This window comes from Niabella insulisoli (assembly GCF_039652435.2).
Lineage (GTDB): Bacteria > Bacteroidota > Bacteroidia > Chitinophagales > Chitinophagaceae > Niabella > Niabella insulamsoli.
In genome coordinates, this window is record NZ_CP190246.1 from 3,707,460 (window position 1) to 3,724,194 (window position 16,735).

The 16,735-nt window shown below is 43.1% G+C and carries 15 protein-coding genes; 6 read left to right on the forward strand and 9 right to left on the reverse strand.

The features are described from left to right. Window positions 1–2 precede the first annotated feature (2 nt). Window positions 3–2,171, reverse strand: coding sequence for a cation:proton antiporter (locus ABDK00_RS15550; protein ID WP_346236427.1), 2,169 nt, complete (start codon window positions 2,169–2,171; stop codon window positions 3–5). A 27-nt stretch (window positions 2,172–2,198) separates the two neighbouring features. Further along, window positions 2,199–2,756, reverse strand: coding sequence for a hypothetical protein (locus tag ABDK00_RS15555; protein ID WP_346236426.1), 558 nt, complete (start codon window positions 2,754–2,756; stop codon window positions 2,199–2,201). 316 nt (window positions 2,757–3,072) lie between these two features. On the opposite strand from ABDK00_RS15555, the gene ABDK00_RS15560 reads away from it, so the two are divergent. The 4 genes from ABDK00_RS15560 to ABDK00_RS15575 all read left to right on the forward strand — a co-directional run bounded on the left by ABDK00_RS15560 (window position 3,073) and on the right by ABDK00_RS15575 (window position 7,667). Next, window positions 3,073–3,429: an iron-sulfur cluster assembly accessory protein gene (locus ABDK00_RS15560; RefSeq protein WP_346236425.1), complete on the forward strand. Its 357-nt coding sequence runs from the start codon at window positions 3,073–3,075 to the stop codon at window positions 3,427–3,429. 36 nt (window positions 3,430–3,465) lie between these two features. Next, window positions 3,466–4,440, forward strand: coding sequence for a TerC/Alx family metal homeostasis membrane protein (locus tag ABDK00_RS15565; RefSeq protein WP_346236424.1), 975 nt, complete (start codon window positions 3,466–3,468; stop codon window positions 4,438–4,440). 5 nt (window positions 4,441–4,445) lie between these two features. Then, window positions 4,446–6,917: a bifunctional UDP-N-acetylmuramoyl-tripeptide:D-alanyl-D-alanine ligase/alanine racemase gene (locus ABDK00_RS15570; RefSeq protein WP_346236422.1), complete on the forward strand. Its 2,472-nt coding sequence runs from the start codon at window positions 4,446–4,448 to the stop codon at window positions 6,915–6,917. 63 nt (window positions 6,918–6,980) lie between these two features. After that, window positions 6,981–7,667 carry a lipoprotein signal peptidase gene (locus ABDK00_RS15575; RefSeq protein ID WP_346236420.1) on the forward strand — a complete coding sequence of 229 codons (687 nt, stop codon included), beginning with the start codon at window positions 6,981–6,983 and terminating at the stop codon, window positions 7,665–7,667. A 145-nt stretch (window positions 7,668–7,812) separates the two neighbouring features. Here ABDK00_RS15575 and ABDK00_RS15580 read toward each other — a convergent pair whose 3' ends face one another. After that, window positions 7,813–8,349 carry a thioredoxin family protein gene (locus tag ABDK00_RS15580; RefSeq protein ID WP_346236418.1) on the reverse strand — a complete coding sequence of 179 codons (537 nt, stop codon included), beginning with the start codon at window positions 8,347–8,349 and terminating at the stop codon, window positions 7,813–7,815. A 115-nt stretch (window positions 8,350–8,464) separates the two neighbouring features. Between ABDK00_RS15580 and ABDK00_RS15585 the strand changes: the two genes are divergently transcribed. After that, complete coding sequence (locus ABDK00_RS15585) at window positions 8,465–9,184, forward strand: pyridoxine 5'-phosphate synthase (protein WP_346236417.1); 720 nt, start codon at window positions 8,465–8,467, stop codon at window positions 9,182–9,184. 83 nt (window positions 9,185–9,267) lie between these two features. Beyond that, on the forward strand, window positions 9,268–9,648 hold the full coding sequence (locus tag ABDK00_RS15590; RefSeq protein ID WP_346236416.1) for a hypothetical protein: 381 nt from the start codon (window positions 9,268–9,270) through the stop codon (window positions 9,646–9,648). Window positions 9,649–9,663: 15 nt separating this feature from the next. Here the strand turns inward: ABDK00_RS15590 and ABDK00_RS15595 are convergent, their stop codons facing one another. From ABDK00_RS15595 to ABDK00_RS15620, 6 genes are all read right to left on the reverse strand, one after another. Further along, on the reverse strand, window positions 9,664–9,975 hold the full coding sequence (locus ABDK00_RS15595; RefSeq protein WP_346236415.1) for a DUF3467 domain-containing protein: 312 nt from the start codon (window positions 9,973–9,975) through the stop codon (window positions 9,664–9,666). An 88-nt stretch (window positions 9,976–10,063) separates the two neighbouring features. Beyond that, window positions 10,064–10,279, reverse strand: a complete 216-nt coding sequence (locus ABDK00_RS15600; RefSeq protein ID WP_428400568.1) for a RagB/SusD family nutrient uptake outer membrane protein — start codon at window positions 10,277–10,279, stop codon at window positions 10,064–10,066. Next, window positions 10,275–10,985, reverse strand: a complete 711-nt coding sequence (locus ABDK00_RS15605) for a hypothetical protein (protein WP_346236414.1) — start codon at window positions 10,983–10,985, stop codon at window positions 10,275–10,277. The genes ABDK00_RS15600 and ABDK00_RS15605 overlap by 5 nt, the downstream gene beginning before the upstream one ends. Before the next feature lie 99 nt (window positions 10,986–11,084). Next, window positions 11,085–11,936, reverse strand: coding sequence for a DUF1735 domain-containing protein (locus tag ABDK00_RS15610; protein WP_346236413.1), 852 nt, complete (start codon window positions 11,934–11,936; stop codon window positions 11,085–11,087). 25 nt (window positions 11,937–11,961) lie between these two features. Then, window positions 11,962–13,443 carry a SusD/RagB family nutrient-binding outer membrane lipoprotein gene (locus ABDK00_RS15615; RefSeq protein WP_346236412.1) on the reverse strand — a complete coding sequence of 494 codons (1,482 nt, stop codon included), beginning with the start codon at window positions 13,441–13,443 and terminating at the stop codon, window positions 11,962–11,964. A gap of 31 nt (window positions 13,444–13,474) precedes the next feature. Further along, window positions 13,475–16,573, reverse strand: coding sequence for a SusC/RagA family TonB-linked outer membrane protein (locus tag ABDK00_RS15620; RefSeq protein WP_346236411.1), 3,099 nt, complete (start codon window positions 16,571–16,573; stop codon window positions 13,475–13,477). Window positions 16,574–16,735 lie beyond the last annotated feature (162 nt).

Below are 16,735 nucleotides of genomic sequence, written 5' to 3' on the forward strand. Positions count from 1 at the left end.
TATTATTTCCAGATCCTTTTTCTTAAACGCTTACCGGCCTGGTTGATGGCGCCAAATTGTTCGCTGATCGTTTCGATTAATTTACCGTCTGCCTGTTGAATATCCGCCATGTTGATACTTGTATCCAACTGTTCGGGGTAAAGAATAATGTAGCTGTGCTTTGTAAAATATTTAGCAAGGTAATAAGGCAGGCGATTGAGTTGCTCGATGTAGGAATTGTATCCTTTTCGGGAAGAAACAATGATGAACAAATCGTTGGGAGCAAGTTCGCGCGAGAATATGAGGAAGTCGTCCCATAGTTCAAATTTGTTGTAGGCAATAGGCACGATATCTTTGTGCCGTTGCGACACGATTTCCGCAGCCGACAGCGTTGACTCATGTCCATAGAAACTGATCTTCATCCCCGCCTCCTTTGCCACGTCCCCGAGCTTATGTACCCAATGTGTAAAACCCGGCTCTGTCTCGGCGTTGGGGGGCATCGCCACGATCATCCTTTTGAGGGTGTTGAAGGGCTGCGCGGGCTTATAAATATAAATCGTTTCATAAATTTTACGCACGATATTTTCCGTCACATCGCCAAAGAAAATTTTCTCATCAGCTCCTTTATGCAAACCGATAACGATATCTGATATTTGCTGCTCTTTAATGGTAAATACAATGCCGTTGCTGATACTCATGTCGTGACGCACCAAAGGAAGAATCTTATTTTCCGCCGCTTCGGCATGGGCGACCGCTTTATCCAGGATCTTTTTGCTTCTGGCGGCTGCATTTTTTTCCTCGCTGTCCTCATCAATAATGTGCAACGCATATAGCGGAACATCACTTTTTTTCCTTTTTAACATTACGCCAAAATCGACGAGGTCGGTTGTAATATCGAGGTGAGCTACGGATACGAGTATTTTCTCAGGTGTTTCTGCTGCTGCGCGGCCGGGGTCTTCTTCTTCCTGCATGATGGCAAGGGTTTTCGACGCCTTCTCCGTCACGAATGATGCTAAACCACAACTTACCAGAATCAACAATACAGTCGCATTTAATACATCTTCAGTAATCAGCCTGATCGGTTCGCCCGTGGTGGTTTCGCCTACGATGATGTTGTAGCCCACGGTGACAATTGCCAAAGTAGCCGCGGCATGAGAAGAGCTTAAACCGTGAAGCAGCCTGCCTTCCCAATAACTAAACTTAAAAATTTTCTCCGTCACCCAGGCGGCGAAGAATTTTGCAAAAACGGCGACGCCGATGATGATGCCCACAACGCGCAAGGTTTCCCAGCTTTTAAACAAAACCGTCGCGTTTACAAGCATGCCTGCGCCAATCAAAAAGAAAGGAATAAAAATAGCATTCCCCACAAAGTTGATCCTGTTTAGCAGCGCGGAGGAGTGAGGTATAAACCGATTGAGCACCAATCCGGAAAAAAACGCCCCGATGATTGCTTCCAGGCCGGCCAGTTCGGCTAAGAAAGAAGCGAGAAAAACCATGCCCAATACAAAAATATATTGCGACACGCTATCATCAAAACGCTTAAAAAACCATCGCACGATAAACGGAAAAACGAAAAAAACAATGGCTACAAAAACTATCGATGACAGACCTAATTGAATCCACATCCCTGAGCCCACAGGCCCTTTGGTCATTCCTTTAACAGCCGCTAACAACAGAAGCGCAAGTGTATCGGTCACCATCGTTCCGCCAATCGCCATTGCTACGGCCCGGTTGGAGGTGACGCCATATTTGCTCGCGATCGGGTAAGCCACCAGCGTATGGGTAGAAAGCATGCCTCCCAAAAGCAGCGAAGGCACAATGCTAAACCCTAAGAAATAATAGGCGGCCAGGGCGCCCAGCGAAAACGGTACGCTAAAAGTGATCAGCCCAAATACCAAAATCTTTTTCCAGTTCTTTTTAAATTCGGCAAGGTCGATTTCCAGCCCGGCCAGAAACATGATGTACAACAACCCTACAGTTCCAAACAAAACAATACTGGCATCACGGTTCAACAGGTGCACGCCATAAGGTCCCACTATGACGCCCGCAATGATGAGCCCGATGATATGCGGCACTTTTATTTTGGTAAATGCGATGGGCGCAAACAGTATAATAAAAAGAACTAACGCAAAAATAATAACCGGGTTGGTTAATGGCAGTGTTAGATCGAGAGATGATAGTAATGCTATCATAGAATTATTTTAAACCTAAAAAAGTTTTTATAGTTTTCCGGCGGTAATGGAGTAAGTTGTTTTGCAATCAGGCAGTTTTATTTCCCGGATGCCGTCCATTTTCCCTTCATCAAGGATGCGGAGCGTAACCTCCATAAGCGTTGCGCTGTGAGAGTTTTGGTCTACCAATTGCAACCCGCTTCTCGTGTACGAGCCATTATAAATACGGGAGAGGTTTTTGCCGGCATAGGCTTTCACCACAATGGCGTTGTTCTCTGTAGTGAAAACCCACTGCTCGGATTTCACATCGCCGATAGCAGAGCCTTCGCAGGAGGTTTCCACACATTGCATTTGCACCTGCCATTTTCCTTCTACAGAAGGGCCGTGAATGACTACGGAGTCTATTTCCCGCTTGGTGCTATCGAGGCGGCGTTCCCGCTCTTCCAAAGCCAGTTCGCGCTGAGTTAGCTGCTGTTCCCATAGCAACAAATCCTGCTGCTTGGTGTTGAGCGCTGTTTCCTTTTCCTTCATTACTTTCTCCCGCTGACTAACGCCGCAGGAAGCGAATAACAATGGGAAAAAGAACAACAAGGGAAATAGTTTCATTCGTAAAGATTTAATAATCATTATAAAATTCGCTGCTTGCTTGTTTTAGTACAAACAGGGAATTGTTTCTATTTAATTTAAAGATAAACTGTTCGCAACAATTTTTAGAACAATTCGTTCTGTATGTTGGAAAACACCGCACGAGTTGAAATCAGTTTCTAATCTGTAAGATGATACGAAAAAAAACTGGCACGAACAAATGAGGAACTCTTTTAATAATGTGGTAACTTTGCCATTTCCACCTTCCCTGATATTCAGTGTAAATGGCGGCTCTAAACAGATCAGGCGACGGAGCATTAATAAAAAAAGGTGAAAGATGAACAGTACATTTTCCGCAGACAGCATTAAGATCAGCGACGCGGCCAAGGCCCGGATCGAACAAATTTTGACCGAGAAAAATGACGCGGCGGCGGCAACTCATTTTGTGCGCGTGAGCGTGGTAAGCGGCGGATGCTCGGGCCTGAGCTATAAGCTTGATTTTGATAGCGAAGAAAAGCCGAAAGACCAGATTTTTGAAGACAATGGCGTAAAAATAGTTACCGATATGAAAAGCCTGCTTTACCTTCTTGGCACCACACTCGATTTCTCAGACGGGTTGAGCGGAAAGGGTTTCTTTTTTAACAATCCCAATGCAGCGCGCACCTGCGCCTGCGGAGAAAGTTTTGCGGTTTAGCCGTGCCATCATTTTATTTATACTTTTAAAGTTTCAATGACACCTGATCAAATTTCCTATCTCGTTTTTGGTATTGTACTTATCATCGCGCTTGTTTTCGACATGGGCCTGTTCAGTAAAAAGAATACAGCCATTACTATAAAAACAGCGCTTTGGCAATCTGTTTTTTGGGTGGCGCTCGGTTTGGGCTTTTTTGTGTTCCTGCTATTTGAAGAAAATCAAACGGTTGCCCTGGAATATCTCAGCGCCTATTTGATGGAGAAAAGCCTCAGCATCGATAATATTTTTGTATTTATATTAATATTTAATGCATTTAGAGTAAAAGAAATTTATTATGGCCGCTCCATTCTGCTGGGTGTGTTGATGGCCATTGTCTTCCGGGTTATTTTTATCACAGTGGGTGTGGAACTGGTAAACCGCTTTGAATGGGTGTTGTATATTTTCGGCGTATTCCTCGTTTACACCGGCATCAAAATGTTCACCGCCAGCGACGACGAAGAGTTTGATCCCAAAGCCCACCCCGTGTATAAATGGATGAAACGTGTATTGCCCTTAGTGCCACACGACGGCGGCGGTAAGTATATTATAAAGGAAAATGGCAAGCGATATTACACGATGCTTTTTGTCGTAGTCATCATGCTTTCGGTGATTGACCTTGTGTTCGCCGTTGATTCCATTCCGGCCGTGATGGGCATTTCAAAAAATAATATGGTCATTTACACGTCCAACATCTTTGCTGTGTTGGGGCTCCGCTCTCTTTTCTTCCTGCTGAGAGGCGCGGTGAATAAGTTTGATTATCTGCAACAGGGCGTGGCTATTGTATTGATTTTTATCGGCGTGAAAATGTTGGCCGAACATTGGATATCTCAATGGATCGGAAAAACAGAACAGGTCATTCTTTCATTGGGAGTGATTGTATTATGTATTGTGGGCAGCATCATTTATTCAAAATATCACGATAAAAAAAAGCCATTGCCTGACCCAACCGCAGCCAACTCTTCAGAAGCATAAGTCTTATGTACACGCTAAAGCATATAGCCGCGCTGCTTCACCTTTCAAATGAAAAGCTGCCCGATGATGTTGTCATCAAAACATTATTAACGGACAGCCGCAAACTTTTACATCCGGCATCTTCCTTATTTTTTGCTTTATCAGGCCCTCGAAGAAATGGGCACCTGTTTATCGCAGAGCTTTATAAAAGTGGATTAAGACATTTTGTGGTTTCGGAAGAAATAGATGAACAGCTTTTTCCGGATGCTGTATTTCTGAAAGTTAAAGATGTCCTCGCGGCACTACAACAATTGGCTGCCGCTCATCGTTCCCAATTTCATATTGATATTATTGGTATTACCGGGAGCAATGGTAAAACAACCGTTAAAGAATGGCTTTACGAGCTACTGCGGCCGGATGAAAACATTGCAAGAAGCCCCAAAAGCTACAACTCCCAAATTGGCGTACCGCTGAGTGTTTGGGAGCTTGAGCCGGCTCATTCTCTCGCCATATTTGAAGCGGGCATCAGCCTGCCCGGCGAAATGCAATGGCTGGAGGCTATTATTCAACCTACCATCGGCATACTCACCAATATCGGCGCCGCTCACGCCGAAGGATTTAATAGCGATCGCGAAAAGCTACAGGAAAAACTAAGTTTATTTCGCAGGTCGGAAGTTTTAATCGCGCATGTTGATGATCCGCTGATAAAGGAAGCAGTCGGCCAACTTCCGATCAAAACTTTTTTATGGGGACACGATGAAGCATGCGCTTTGCAAATTGTCAGCACAGAACGCCAATCGGATTTTACGATGGTCAATTTTGTATATCAAAATAAACGCCACTCGCTAAAAATTCCGTTTATAGATCAGGGTTCTGTTGAAAACGTGATGAGTTGCTGCGCCGCTGCGCTTTACCGGAAAATGGAAGTGGCAACCCTTGCCCATCGCGTGCTGAGCCTGCAGCCGGTGGACATGAGGCTTGTTTTTAAAAAAGGCATCAATAACTGTATTGTTATCAATGACAGTTACAATGCCGACACCGACTCCCTATCTATTGCACTTCATTTTCTTCAGCAACAGGCCAGGAATACGAAAAAAACCGTCATCATTTCCGATTTCTTACAATCGGGCGATGCGGGCGAAAAGCTTTATCAGAATATTCTGGATCAACTCCAAAAACATAAGATCTCACAGCTGATTGGCATTGGCCCGCAAATGTCAGCGTTCATGCCCGGTTTGTTACAATCTGGCCATAGCCCGGTTAAAGCGAGCTTCTATCTTACCACCTCCGCCTTTATGGAGCATTTCCATTCATTCGATTTTAAAGATGAAGCCATATTAATCAAAGGCGCGCGGCCCTTCAGGTTTGAAAACATTGCCGCATTGCTCGAGCAAAAAGTGCATCAAACAGTTTTGGAGATCAACCTCAACGCCATAGCCGCCAACTTTAAAAGCTTTCAGCAAATGCTGCAGCCTGCTACCAGAATAATGGTAATGGTAAAAGCTTTTGCTTATGGAAGCGGCGGCACCGAAGTAGCGTCATTGCTGCAATACCACAAAGCCGACTATTTAGGAGTTGCCTATGCGGACGAGGGTGTTGAAATCCGTAAAGCCGGCGTGTCTACGCCGATTATGGTGCTTAATCCGGAAGCAAGCGCCTTTGAAGCCATTACAGAGTTTCTTTTGGAGCCCGACCTTTTTTCCTTCGAACAATTGCAGGCTTTTGAAGACCATGTCAGGAAGGCCGGGCTGAAGGATTATCCTGTTCATATAGAAATCGAAACGGGCATGAACCGGCTTGGGTTTGACCCTGCCGATATGGAACTTTTAGCACAAAAATTGAAAAACAATACCTGGCTTCGGGTCCAATCGGTTTTTTCCCACCTGGCAGCCAGCGAAGATGAAGTGGAGGATGCCTTTACGCTCAACCAGCATCAAATGCTTGTAAAGGCTGCTGATCAGTTAGCGGCAGCGCTTGATTATCATTTTTTGAGGCATATTGCCAATTCTTCAGCCATTGCCAGGTTTCCCGCTTTGCAGATGGATATGGTGCGGCTCGGAATTGGACTTTATGGAATTGGTAGCGGCGACATTGCCGGGCGCCTGCAACCTGCCTTGCGGCTTAAATCGACTATTGCACAGTTAAAGCAAGTAAAAAAAGGAGCAACTGTAAGTTACAACCGCCGCGGCGTAGCCCAGCGCGATTCGCTCATCGCAACGGTAAGAATTGGCTATGCTGACGGATATTCAAGGCGGCTTGGCAACGGCATCGGCTATATGCTGGTGAAGGGACAAAAGGCGCCGGTGATCGGAACGGTTTGTATGGATATGGTGATGATCGACGTAACGGCCATTGAGGATGTGCATACAGGCGACGAAGTTGTCGTTTTCGGCGATGGACTTCCGCTCACTGAGCTGGCAAAAAGTATCGATACCATTCCTTATGAAGTAATGACGGGCATTTCTCAACGGGTGAAGCGTGTTTATTGGAGCGAATAGCCTGCGGATCTATTCAAAAATTTAAGTTGAAAATTAAAAATTAAAAATCATCTTTGTAACCTTATGAAGGCAGGGAAGTTAAGTACAACGATTTTAATTATTTTGTTGGTTCTGATTGTAGATCAGGTTATTAAAATCTATATCAAAACGCATTATCCTATAGGCGAAGTAACGCGCATTTTTGGCTGGGATTGGGCGCGCATTCATTTTATAGAAAACAGTGGTATGGCCTGGGGCTGGAAATTTGGGAACGAAGGAGGTAAAGTGGCGCTCACCTTATTCCGGCTTGTTGCCGTTTTATTTGGAAGCTGGCTGATTGTGAAATTCGCCAGGGAAAAATACTCGCGCGGATTTATGGTTTGCGTAGCGCTTATTTATGCCGGCGCCTTGGGCAACCTGATCGATTCGATGTTTTATGGGATGATATTCGATAAGGGCCTTCACTTCGATGCTACAGTGGGCGACTATGTGGGTTATAGTGGGATTGCTTCTTTGAAGGGCGAAGGTTATTCCTCTTTTCTTCATGGAAGCGTGGTGGATATGCTTTATTTCCCGATGGTCAACACCACTTATCCTTCCTGGGTGCCCTGGCTGGGAGGTGAACCATTCGAATTTTTCGGGCCCATTTTCAATATCGCCGACATGGCTATTTCCACCGGCGTTATCACTTTATTGGTTTTTCAGAAAAGATTTTACAGAAGGGCTGAAACGCCGCTGGTTTCAGAAACGGTTCCGGGCACGGAAGGGTAAAAAAAATCCGCTGAAAAAAATCAGCGGACCAAGGTGTTTTTCGGGAATATCTTAATTCATAGTCTGTATAAAGTTAGAGAAAAAATAAAATTTCAGCATCACTAATTTGAGTGATGCTTTTTTATGACCTTTTGATTTATTTCCACTATTTATAAGACGGATCGTTTTTCCGGAAGCGATTAAAAACGGCTTCACTTGTCGGCCCGTCGATTTTTGAAGATTTTTTCAAGACGTTGAGGAGATGGCTGATCTCGTCTTCCGCAGCCGGACAGCCCGCATTCTTTCCATCGGACATGGTAGCATCGCCCAGCCGCTTCCCGTCTGCATCATACACAATCCAAAAAGGTATGCCCGAGCCTTCGGGCGCATATTTTTTAAAGAGCGCTTCCGCTCCCGGGTTTTCGAGATGTTTTTTCTCTTTCGACTCCAGGATCGTTAAGTGTTCTATCACATAATTTTCATTGAAGAAGCGTTTACACGCGCTGTCGCTCATCGAAAGATCCATTTTACGACACCAGCCGCACCAGGAAGCATGAAAAATGAGGAATACGTTTTTCTTTTCTGCTTTCGCCTTACTGAACGCTTTTTGAAGCACCTCGTCAGCGGCGGGAGGTGATTGCTGGCTAAATGCGCAGAAACTTATAAAACTGAAGAATATAACCAGTTGCAAATGTTTTATCATATACTTTTGTTTTGAAGAATAAAATGGACAGACGACGCAGTGCGCAACGCCTTACTTCAGAATTGTAAAATTAACTATAGTTGCGCTGTTGCTGGTTACAAAAAAATCATAAGCGATGACCAAACTTTCAGTAAATATTAATAAAATAGCCACACTTCGGAATTCGAGAGGCGGCAACAATCCCGATCTTTTGAAGATGGCGAAAGATGCGGAACGCTTTGGAGCAGACGGTATTACAGTGCACCCGCGGCCCGATGAACGCCATATCAGGTATGCTGATGTGCGCGGCCTGAAACCGTTGTTGACAACCGAGTTTAACATAGAGGGCAATTGCCGCGAACAGAAATTTATCGATCTGATGCTGGAAGTCCGGCCTGATCAGGTTACGCTGGTACCCGACGCATTGGGACAGCTTACCAGCGATCATGGCTGGGACACCATTGCGCACAAAGCCTATCTTAGTGAAACGATCGGCATTTTCAAAAATGCGGGAATAAGGGTTTCCATTTTCGTGGATCCGGATGAAAAGATGGTAGAAGGCGCTGCCGACACGGGTACCGATCGCATCGAACTTTATACGGAGCAGTATGCGCGCCAATATGCCGGCAACAGGGAGGAGGCTATAGCGCCGTATGTAAAGGCCGCGGAAAGGGCGCGGAAACTGGGACTCGGCCTAAATGCAGGCCACGACCTGGATCTTCAAAACCTTCAATATTTCGCGACGCAAATTTCCTGGCTCGATGAAGTAAGCATTGGGCACGCACTTATCTGCGATGCGCTCTATCTTGGATTTGAAAACACTATTCAGCTATATAAAAGGCTGCTGCCGCAATAAACTCTTGCCTAAATAGAAGCCGATCCCAAAACGCCATCCAACTTTTTGCATGATTGCGACGTCGTTTATATTGAATTAAAACCATGAAGTACTTTATTTCTTCCATATTGATCTTTCTCTTTTCTACGGCTTTGCAAGCGCAGAAAGTTGAAAGTATCCATTTCCATCTTTATACAGACAGCCTGAAGAAAGGCACGCACAATTACATCAATGTGGACGGTAAACTAAGCGGAGACAATTGGATGCCTCTAACTGCCAAAGAGCTGGAGTTCAGTTCGGATTATGGCAAATTTGACGGTAACGATTTGATCCTGCCTGATGAGCCGGCGGTGAAAAAAGTGACCGTTAAAGCCACCTTGAAAACCGACAAAAAACAAAGCAAACAGATTACGATCTGGATCAAGCAAACACCCGACCCTCCCCTGCCAAAGGAAAGCAGTTTCCCAGGAAAAAGGACGAGATAAGCTGGCCATATTCTTTTAAGCCTGCGCGGTCGGCCCTCCAAAATTCACGGGGATTTGCATTTCGTCGAGGTCTTTAATGACGCCCTGCGCTGCTTCAAATTTTTCTATATTATCAACTAAGGCCTTCATGAAGCGCTTTGCATGTTGCGGAGTAAAAATAATGCGCGACTTCACGCGGCTTTTCGGCGTACCCGGCATGACATTTACAAAATCGATAACAAACTCGGCGTGGGAGTGGGTGATAATAGCCAGATTAGCATAAGCGCCTTCGGCAATCTCTTCCGATATTTCTATATTCAGCTGATTAGGCTCCTGTTGGTTTTGCATTCAAAAAATTTTGGGGTGAAGATAAAGAAAAAGGAGCCAACCTTAGCGTGGCTAAATTGGCTCCTTTCCCCTTTTATGATTTCAGTAATTATTCCTGAATCAAAGTATTGTAGTCAAATTCCCGGTTGGGGATCGTCCAAGTCCATTTGTTAACATCTTCCGGCTTAATCGGCGCTGGCGCCAACGCAGAAGGGAAACTTCCACCATTATCCGTATTAACACGAGTTAGCGTCACACCCCACCTTTTTAAGTCAAACCAGTCAAATCCCTCTCCCCACAGTTCGATGGAGCGATAAAATTTAATTTCTCATTTGAATTGAATTTATGTATGCGACAACCTCGCTCTCACGCTTAAAATCGACTTTGCCCGCTGACAAACTATTCTCCACATTGGAAATACCACTTAGTGCATTAAGGATACTTTTCTTATTTAAACGTACCCTAATTATAGAATTATTGGTTAAATTGTAAAAATAGTAGATTGGTTTAGCGACAAATACCCTTTGATCAGGCAACCCCATCTTTTTTAATGTCTCAACTTTTTTTTGAGGGTATTTTAAAAATTGAAAATTTTCTCGATATGCTAATATTTGATAAATGGTTTCATTGTCTTGACCGTCAATAGCTGGATAACCTGTTTTAAAAATAATATTTTTCTTACCCACATCCATGGTATATGCTAAAGAATCCACATTCGTCAAAGCCATAAGTTGACTTTCGTTTTGAAGCAAAATTTCGTTGCTGAAAGCGTTGAACCTAACCCATACATTCTCAAATCGAACACCATTTTTTGTTTTCAAAAATGCTCGATGATATTCATCAGTTAAAAAAGGACTGCCCTCCACCCCCTCAAAAGCCGATACATCAATGGCACGCCAAGTAAGATTCATATCCATGTTTCTACCTCCGACAAGAGGAGCGCCGGTAGCCACTCTGGGAGTATAATTATTTTGTGCATATGCACTCCCAAACGATACAAGAATGAACACAATTGTTTTCAGCGTTTTCATATTCAAATTTTGTTAGTAAGGTACAACTTAATCGCAAAAAAGCGGAGAAATTAAAAACTCTCCGCTTATGCAGTTGCTAAATGAATACGCTTCTTGTTTCTATCTAGGTCCAGTATATGTAAGCGTTTCTTCAAACGTACGTCCGCCATTTCCCTGCTTCCAGTAAACTGTAAGTGTCTTTGTAGCAGGGTCGTATTTACTTCTAGGATCTTGAGGAGTTTGAACCCCAAGACTTGGGCATTCTACCGTTACAGCATTAGTAGCAGGGTCAATGTTATAATAGACCTCGTTGGAATAATACGCCAAAAGACCTGGCTTTAGTAAAAGACGATTGGCTCCAGCTGTATGCAATTCCGCAGATGTATTGGAATTTGGCCTTAGGGAAGTATTTGCTGAACTTACATACTGATATTTACCATCGTATTTGTTCTTTGTTCCAAATACCATAACAATCTGATTCCTTATGGAGTTAAGAGTAACTTCTGGTGTTACACTTTTTATCCTTACAGGAAAAGCGTATTCACCTCCTAGAAAGTCGGATGGTGTAACATTGATTTGAAAGTATCCATATCTTTCGCCTCTAGGAATAACAACCGTCATGCCATTTACGAGACTGTACATATCAGAGTCAGGGATCACGAAGCCAGCTTCATCATGATCTTCGTTGTAGGCATCCAATAGCGACTGGTCATACTCCAACTCGATAGTAACGTCCTGAGGTGCTGGATTCTCATTCGCATATGCAAATTTTATTAAGTCAATTGTTTTCGTGCCATCTTCATTATCTATGAATCGGCTTCCTTCCGGCCCTGCAGGTATATCGATTATAGCAGTTTTACCAATTCCCTCATCACCATACAATAATTCATCCGTGATTTTGGGATCCTTCAAACAAGAGACCAACGAGACACCTATTGCAAAGAAGCACAAAAGGCTATTTATTTTTTTCATATTTAATTTCTTTAAGATTTCAGAATTAGTTAACATCCCAAAATATACGGCTCGATTGAGGGTCTATCGTACCTTCGGCCGAGACTGAGTTTTGATTAAAGCTGAACTCACTCTGCGGATACTGTAGGCGCAAGGGAATGATGTTATTACCACGGCTGGGGTGTAGCGAAAGTGGCAAATCAGTCGGAACACCAATTCTTCTGTAATCAACCCAGGCTTCAAAATTATTAACCCCTGTTAATGCCAAATACTTCTGCATTCCTATTGTTATAATTTGTTCGGCAGCTGTGGCTGGCCACTCTACAATATCCACGCCTGTTTGGTCCAAATATGTGGTTGCCTGCGCCGCAGTAAGCCCAAGCCAGGTAAACGACTCTGTTACAGCGTCCCTGAAGGAAAGTTCGGCATTGCCAGTTAACCAGCCGCGAGCAATTGCCTCAGATTGCAAAAACTTACTTTCAACAGATGTGAAAAACCATTGAGCTTGGTCCGGACCCTTTGCCAATGCAGGACCCGCTACGTCGGCAGATGCACTAGCACTTGGCGCGTTTGAGATTACCTCCCCATAGTTGAAGCCTGTATAATTTGTACCAGATCTTCCGTTTGGTGAGAAGAATCGCTCTAGTCGGGCCTGGTCTCCATTATTCTGAAACTTACCTTTAACATAGTTATTTAAACGATTGAAATTGTCTGCAACACTTCCATCATACAAATCTTTAAAACTATTCCAAAACGGATTCTGCTTGTTCAAATCCTTTGTATAACCCGGTTGCACATAAGCGGTAACTTTCAAGAATCCTTCGTTAGTTATTTTTGCCATTTGACCGGCTGCGTCAAAACCCGTCACATTTACCAACCTCAATGCTAATTTTAACCTCTGGGTATTTACAAATTCTATCCAATTCGTGACATCTCCACCAAACATAATATCAAACTGCTCGTTTTCGGAAGAAATTTCGGTTACACCTTGAAACAGACTCAAGGCTTCGTCTAACTGAACAAATAAATCATTATAAATATCTTGACCCTTATCATACTTCGGAAACATTTGATTATTTAAATCGAACGCCTCTGTATACGGTACGTTATTATACTGGTCCACTAAATACATAAATCCGACGGTTTTAAGCACCTTTGCTGCAGCCGTATAAAAATCTTCGCCTAGTTCGGTAGCCTTTGCTTCCATTACATCAAGATCATTTAAAATATCAAACCAAGTGGACCACTCATTCGATTCATAAGTACTTGTGATTCGATATGCTTCTTCATCTGGGTTTGGACCGTAAGTTCCCGAGCGCGCCCAATATCCCATCCAACGCCCGGTAGCGGCGTAAGAGATAGCCATTTGGGATCCCATTCTATGAAGACTTGATGATAAAATCAAATTGGGTGTGATAGATTCATCAGTAGGATCATTTGGGTTTTTGTTCACATCCAGGAACTTTTTACACCCAGCAAATCCACTAGCCATTACGGCGAGTAATATTATATAAACTACTTTTTTCATTTATTTAGTTTTATCTTACGAATTAAAATTCTTAGAATGTCAAGGTTAAATTCGCGCCCAAAGTCCTCACGGGTGGATTAATTTGGGATGTACCTACACCACCTGTATTAGCGGTAGTGAAGTTAAAATCAGGGTCAGAATAGACGTTCGTCTTCGGTAGCCACAAAATTAAGTTCCGACCTGTCAATGAGAAATTAGCACCTTTGATGAATGTTTCGCCAATTAACTGTTGGACGGGAATAGTGTAGCTGATAGAAGCTTCTCGAAACCTCCAAGATGCAGCACTAGTTAAAAAGTTTGAAGCAACATCCCTGTATTCTCCGGTATAAAAATCGTTGACGTCATTAACTGCAATATTTGTATTCGGAATATAAGATCCGGGTGAATTAGGATCCTCATACACAGAATTAGGAAATACAAACGCATCACGATTGTTTCTAGCGGTATAAATAGAAGTACCAGTCCATGCCATAGCCGGCGCAATGCCATGGTAAGCATAATGCCCAGCCCGATACTCAAATAAAGCTGTCAAATTAAACCCTTTCCAATGAACAGATGGGGTAAGGCCGACGATCCAAAGCGGCTGAGTACGACCATAAGTGCTCATAATCGGATTAGGACTTGGGCGGCCGGTTTCAGCATCAATTATAACACGCCCCCGGTCATCTCTCAGCCAATCAACTGCTTTCCAAACAAATGCAGGCATATCTTTTACTACATAGTTCATAGCGAAATCTGTGAACCCGCCAATCCCCACTTCATTTAAATTCTCAGCAACGTGTGTAACTTTATTATCAATATAAGTCGCGTTTGCTCTAAACTCTACACCACCATTTCGAAACTTTACCACGGGTGTTAATCTTAGATCTAGCTCCACTCCTTTATTGGTAAAAGAGGCTGCATTGGTATATAGCGAACTATACCCTGTTGATGTAGACAATTGAATCGGAATGATCTGGTCATCATTCTGTTGAACAAAGTAGGTGGCTTCTATATTAATTCTATTTTTATGAAAGCCGGCTTCTACTCCAAATTCAGCACTTGATAAAAACTCGGGTTTTAAATTAACAGTGTAAGCCCTGTTGTTTGCGGAATATCCGGGGATGGAGCCAAAAGGAAACCCTGTTGGTTGTGTAAAAGTTGAAGCTAATTGATATGGCGCTATATCAGCACTACCTACTTGGTTCCACGCGGCTCTAAATTTCAAAAAAGAAAGTAGATCATTCTTTAAACCATTTATTGCATCAGTCGCCATAAAAGCCGCGCTTACTCCTGGGTAAAAATAAGAATTGTTTCCGTCTGCCAACATTGACACCCACTCGTTACGCCCTGTAAATTCTATGTTTGCCCATCCCTTATAGCCTAACCCTGCGCTAGCGTACATAGCTACCAAGCGCGTTTGCTCTAAAGGTGACGCACCTACCAGCTCACCTGTTCTATGCGCAACATTATAAAGCTCTGGAATTATTAAATTAGTAGCACCGACGTTTACGCCACGAGACTCTGTTGATCTAATATAATTACCGGCGACAGCCGTAAACTTAAAATTATCACCAAAGTCTTTATTCACACTTCCAAAAATTTCAGAAGAAAGACGCATACTCGAATTAGAGTACTCCCTGCTCATTGCTGGAATTGCGGCAAGTCCTCTGCTAATACCAAATGCGTTTACAGTTTCGCCTTTAGAAATCCTTGAGTAAACATCAGATCTGGAATTGATAGCAGCTCTGTAGGTAAAGCTTAACCAATCCGTTGCCTTAAGCGTTAACTCCAGATTGCCCAAAAATTCCTGTTTGCGGCCTTTTTGACGCCAGTTATCTAATGCAAAATAGGGGTTCAAGCCGTAGTGGTTAAAATAATTATTATATTGAGCCCAAGGGTTATTTTCAAAATCCTTGTAAGATGTCAAAGGAATGTGAGCAGGCGTGTTAAAAATCAGGTTCATTAAACCATTATTTAATCCAACATTTTGTGACGCATGATAATCGCCCATGGCATCATCATCAAAAATATCATAATTGGATTGGATATAATTCATATTTGCTTGAATCTTAACTCGGCCAAACTCTTTCCCCGTGTTTACACGAATACCAGTTCTTCGATTTACATCATCCGGAACAATGCCTTTGATATTGGCATCAGACAAGCTTACAAAAAAGTCATTGGTTGCGAAGGAAAGATCGTTCTGAAGTGTTAATCCTTGATTGAAAAACTCTTTACGAGAATCATTTGGAGTATAGGGTACCATTTGAGTACTTCCGTCGGGAAGCGGATCTCCAATCATTACCATTGAGCCATCAAAAGCAGGCCCCCATTGCCAGTTTTCGTAAGGAATGTAATCTCCATACCCCCCACTACCGAATGTTGTTTGAAATTTAGGATAAAACGAAATATCAGTAAGTTGCGCGCTGCTGCTAAATGTAACAACCGGTCGGCTCGAGGACTTTTTCGTTGTAACTATTATTACACCATTTCTTGCGTCTGCACCATAAATGGCGGCCGACGAAGATCCTTTTAAGACGTTAATGTTATCTATGTCATTCGGGTTCAGGGATGATAAGTAGCTAATAGGCACAGGAACTCCGTCTAGTAATAACATGGGATTATTGCTGCCTAACAGAGATCTGATTCCTCGAAGATTTATCTTAACTTCTTCGAAAACTCCACTATTGATGGTTGTAATATTTAGGCCGGAAACTTTACCCTGTAAACCATTAGCTACATTTACAGCTTTTCCCTGAGTCAGCGTTTTATCATCAATTTTTGTGGTCGCATATCCCAACGACTTCGGCGGGCGCTGAATACCCAAAGCTGTCACTACGACTTCTTCAATCAACTCTCCTTGCCCCTTCCTTAAAACGGCATTAGCCACGCCATTTCGAACCGAAACTTCCTGAGTATCGAAGCCGGTTGCAGAGAAGATTAAGACTGCACCCTCATTTGCGGCAATTGTAAACTTACCATCCGCATCGGCTGAAACTCCTATTGATGTGCCCTTTACCGTAATGGATGCAAAGGGCACGGGATTGGCTTCCTCATCCACAACTGTTCCAGTCACAGTTCTTGTTTGCGAGAAAGCCAAAAACGAAAATCCCATAAACATTGCCAGAAGCAATAGAATTTTTCTCATGTAAAACTTTTTTGTTAAAAATGAATAATGTCAATTTAAAAAGCAAAAGGTACGAATATAGCTGCCGGCCTTTTAGTTTTCAAACGCCAAGGTATTTATTTTTTTAACAAAAAATTCATATTCAGTTAAGTTTTTTTTAATTGATACCATCCTACCAAATTA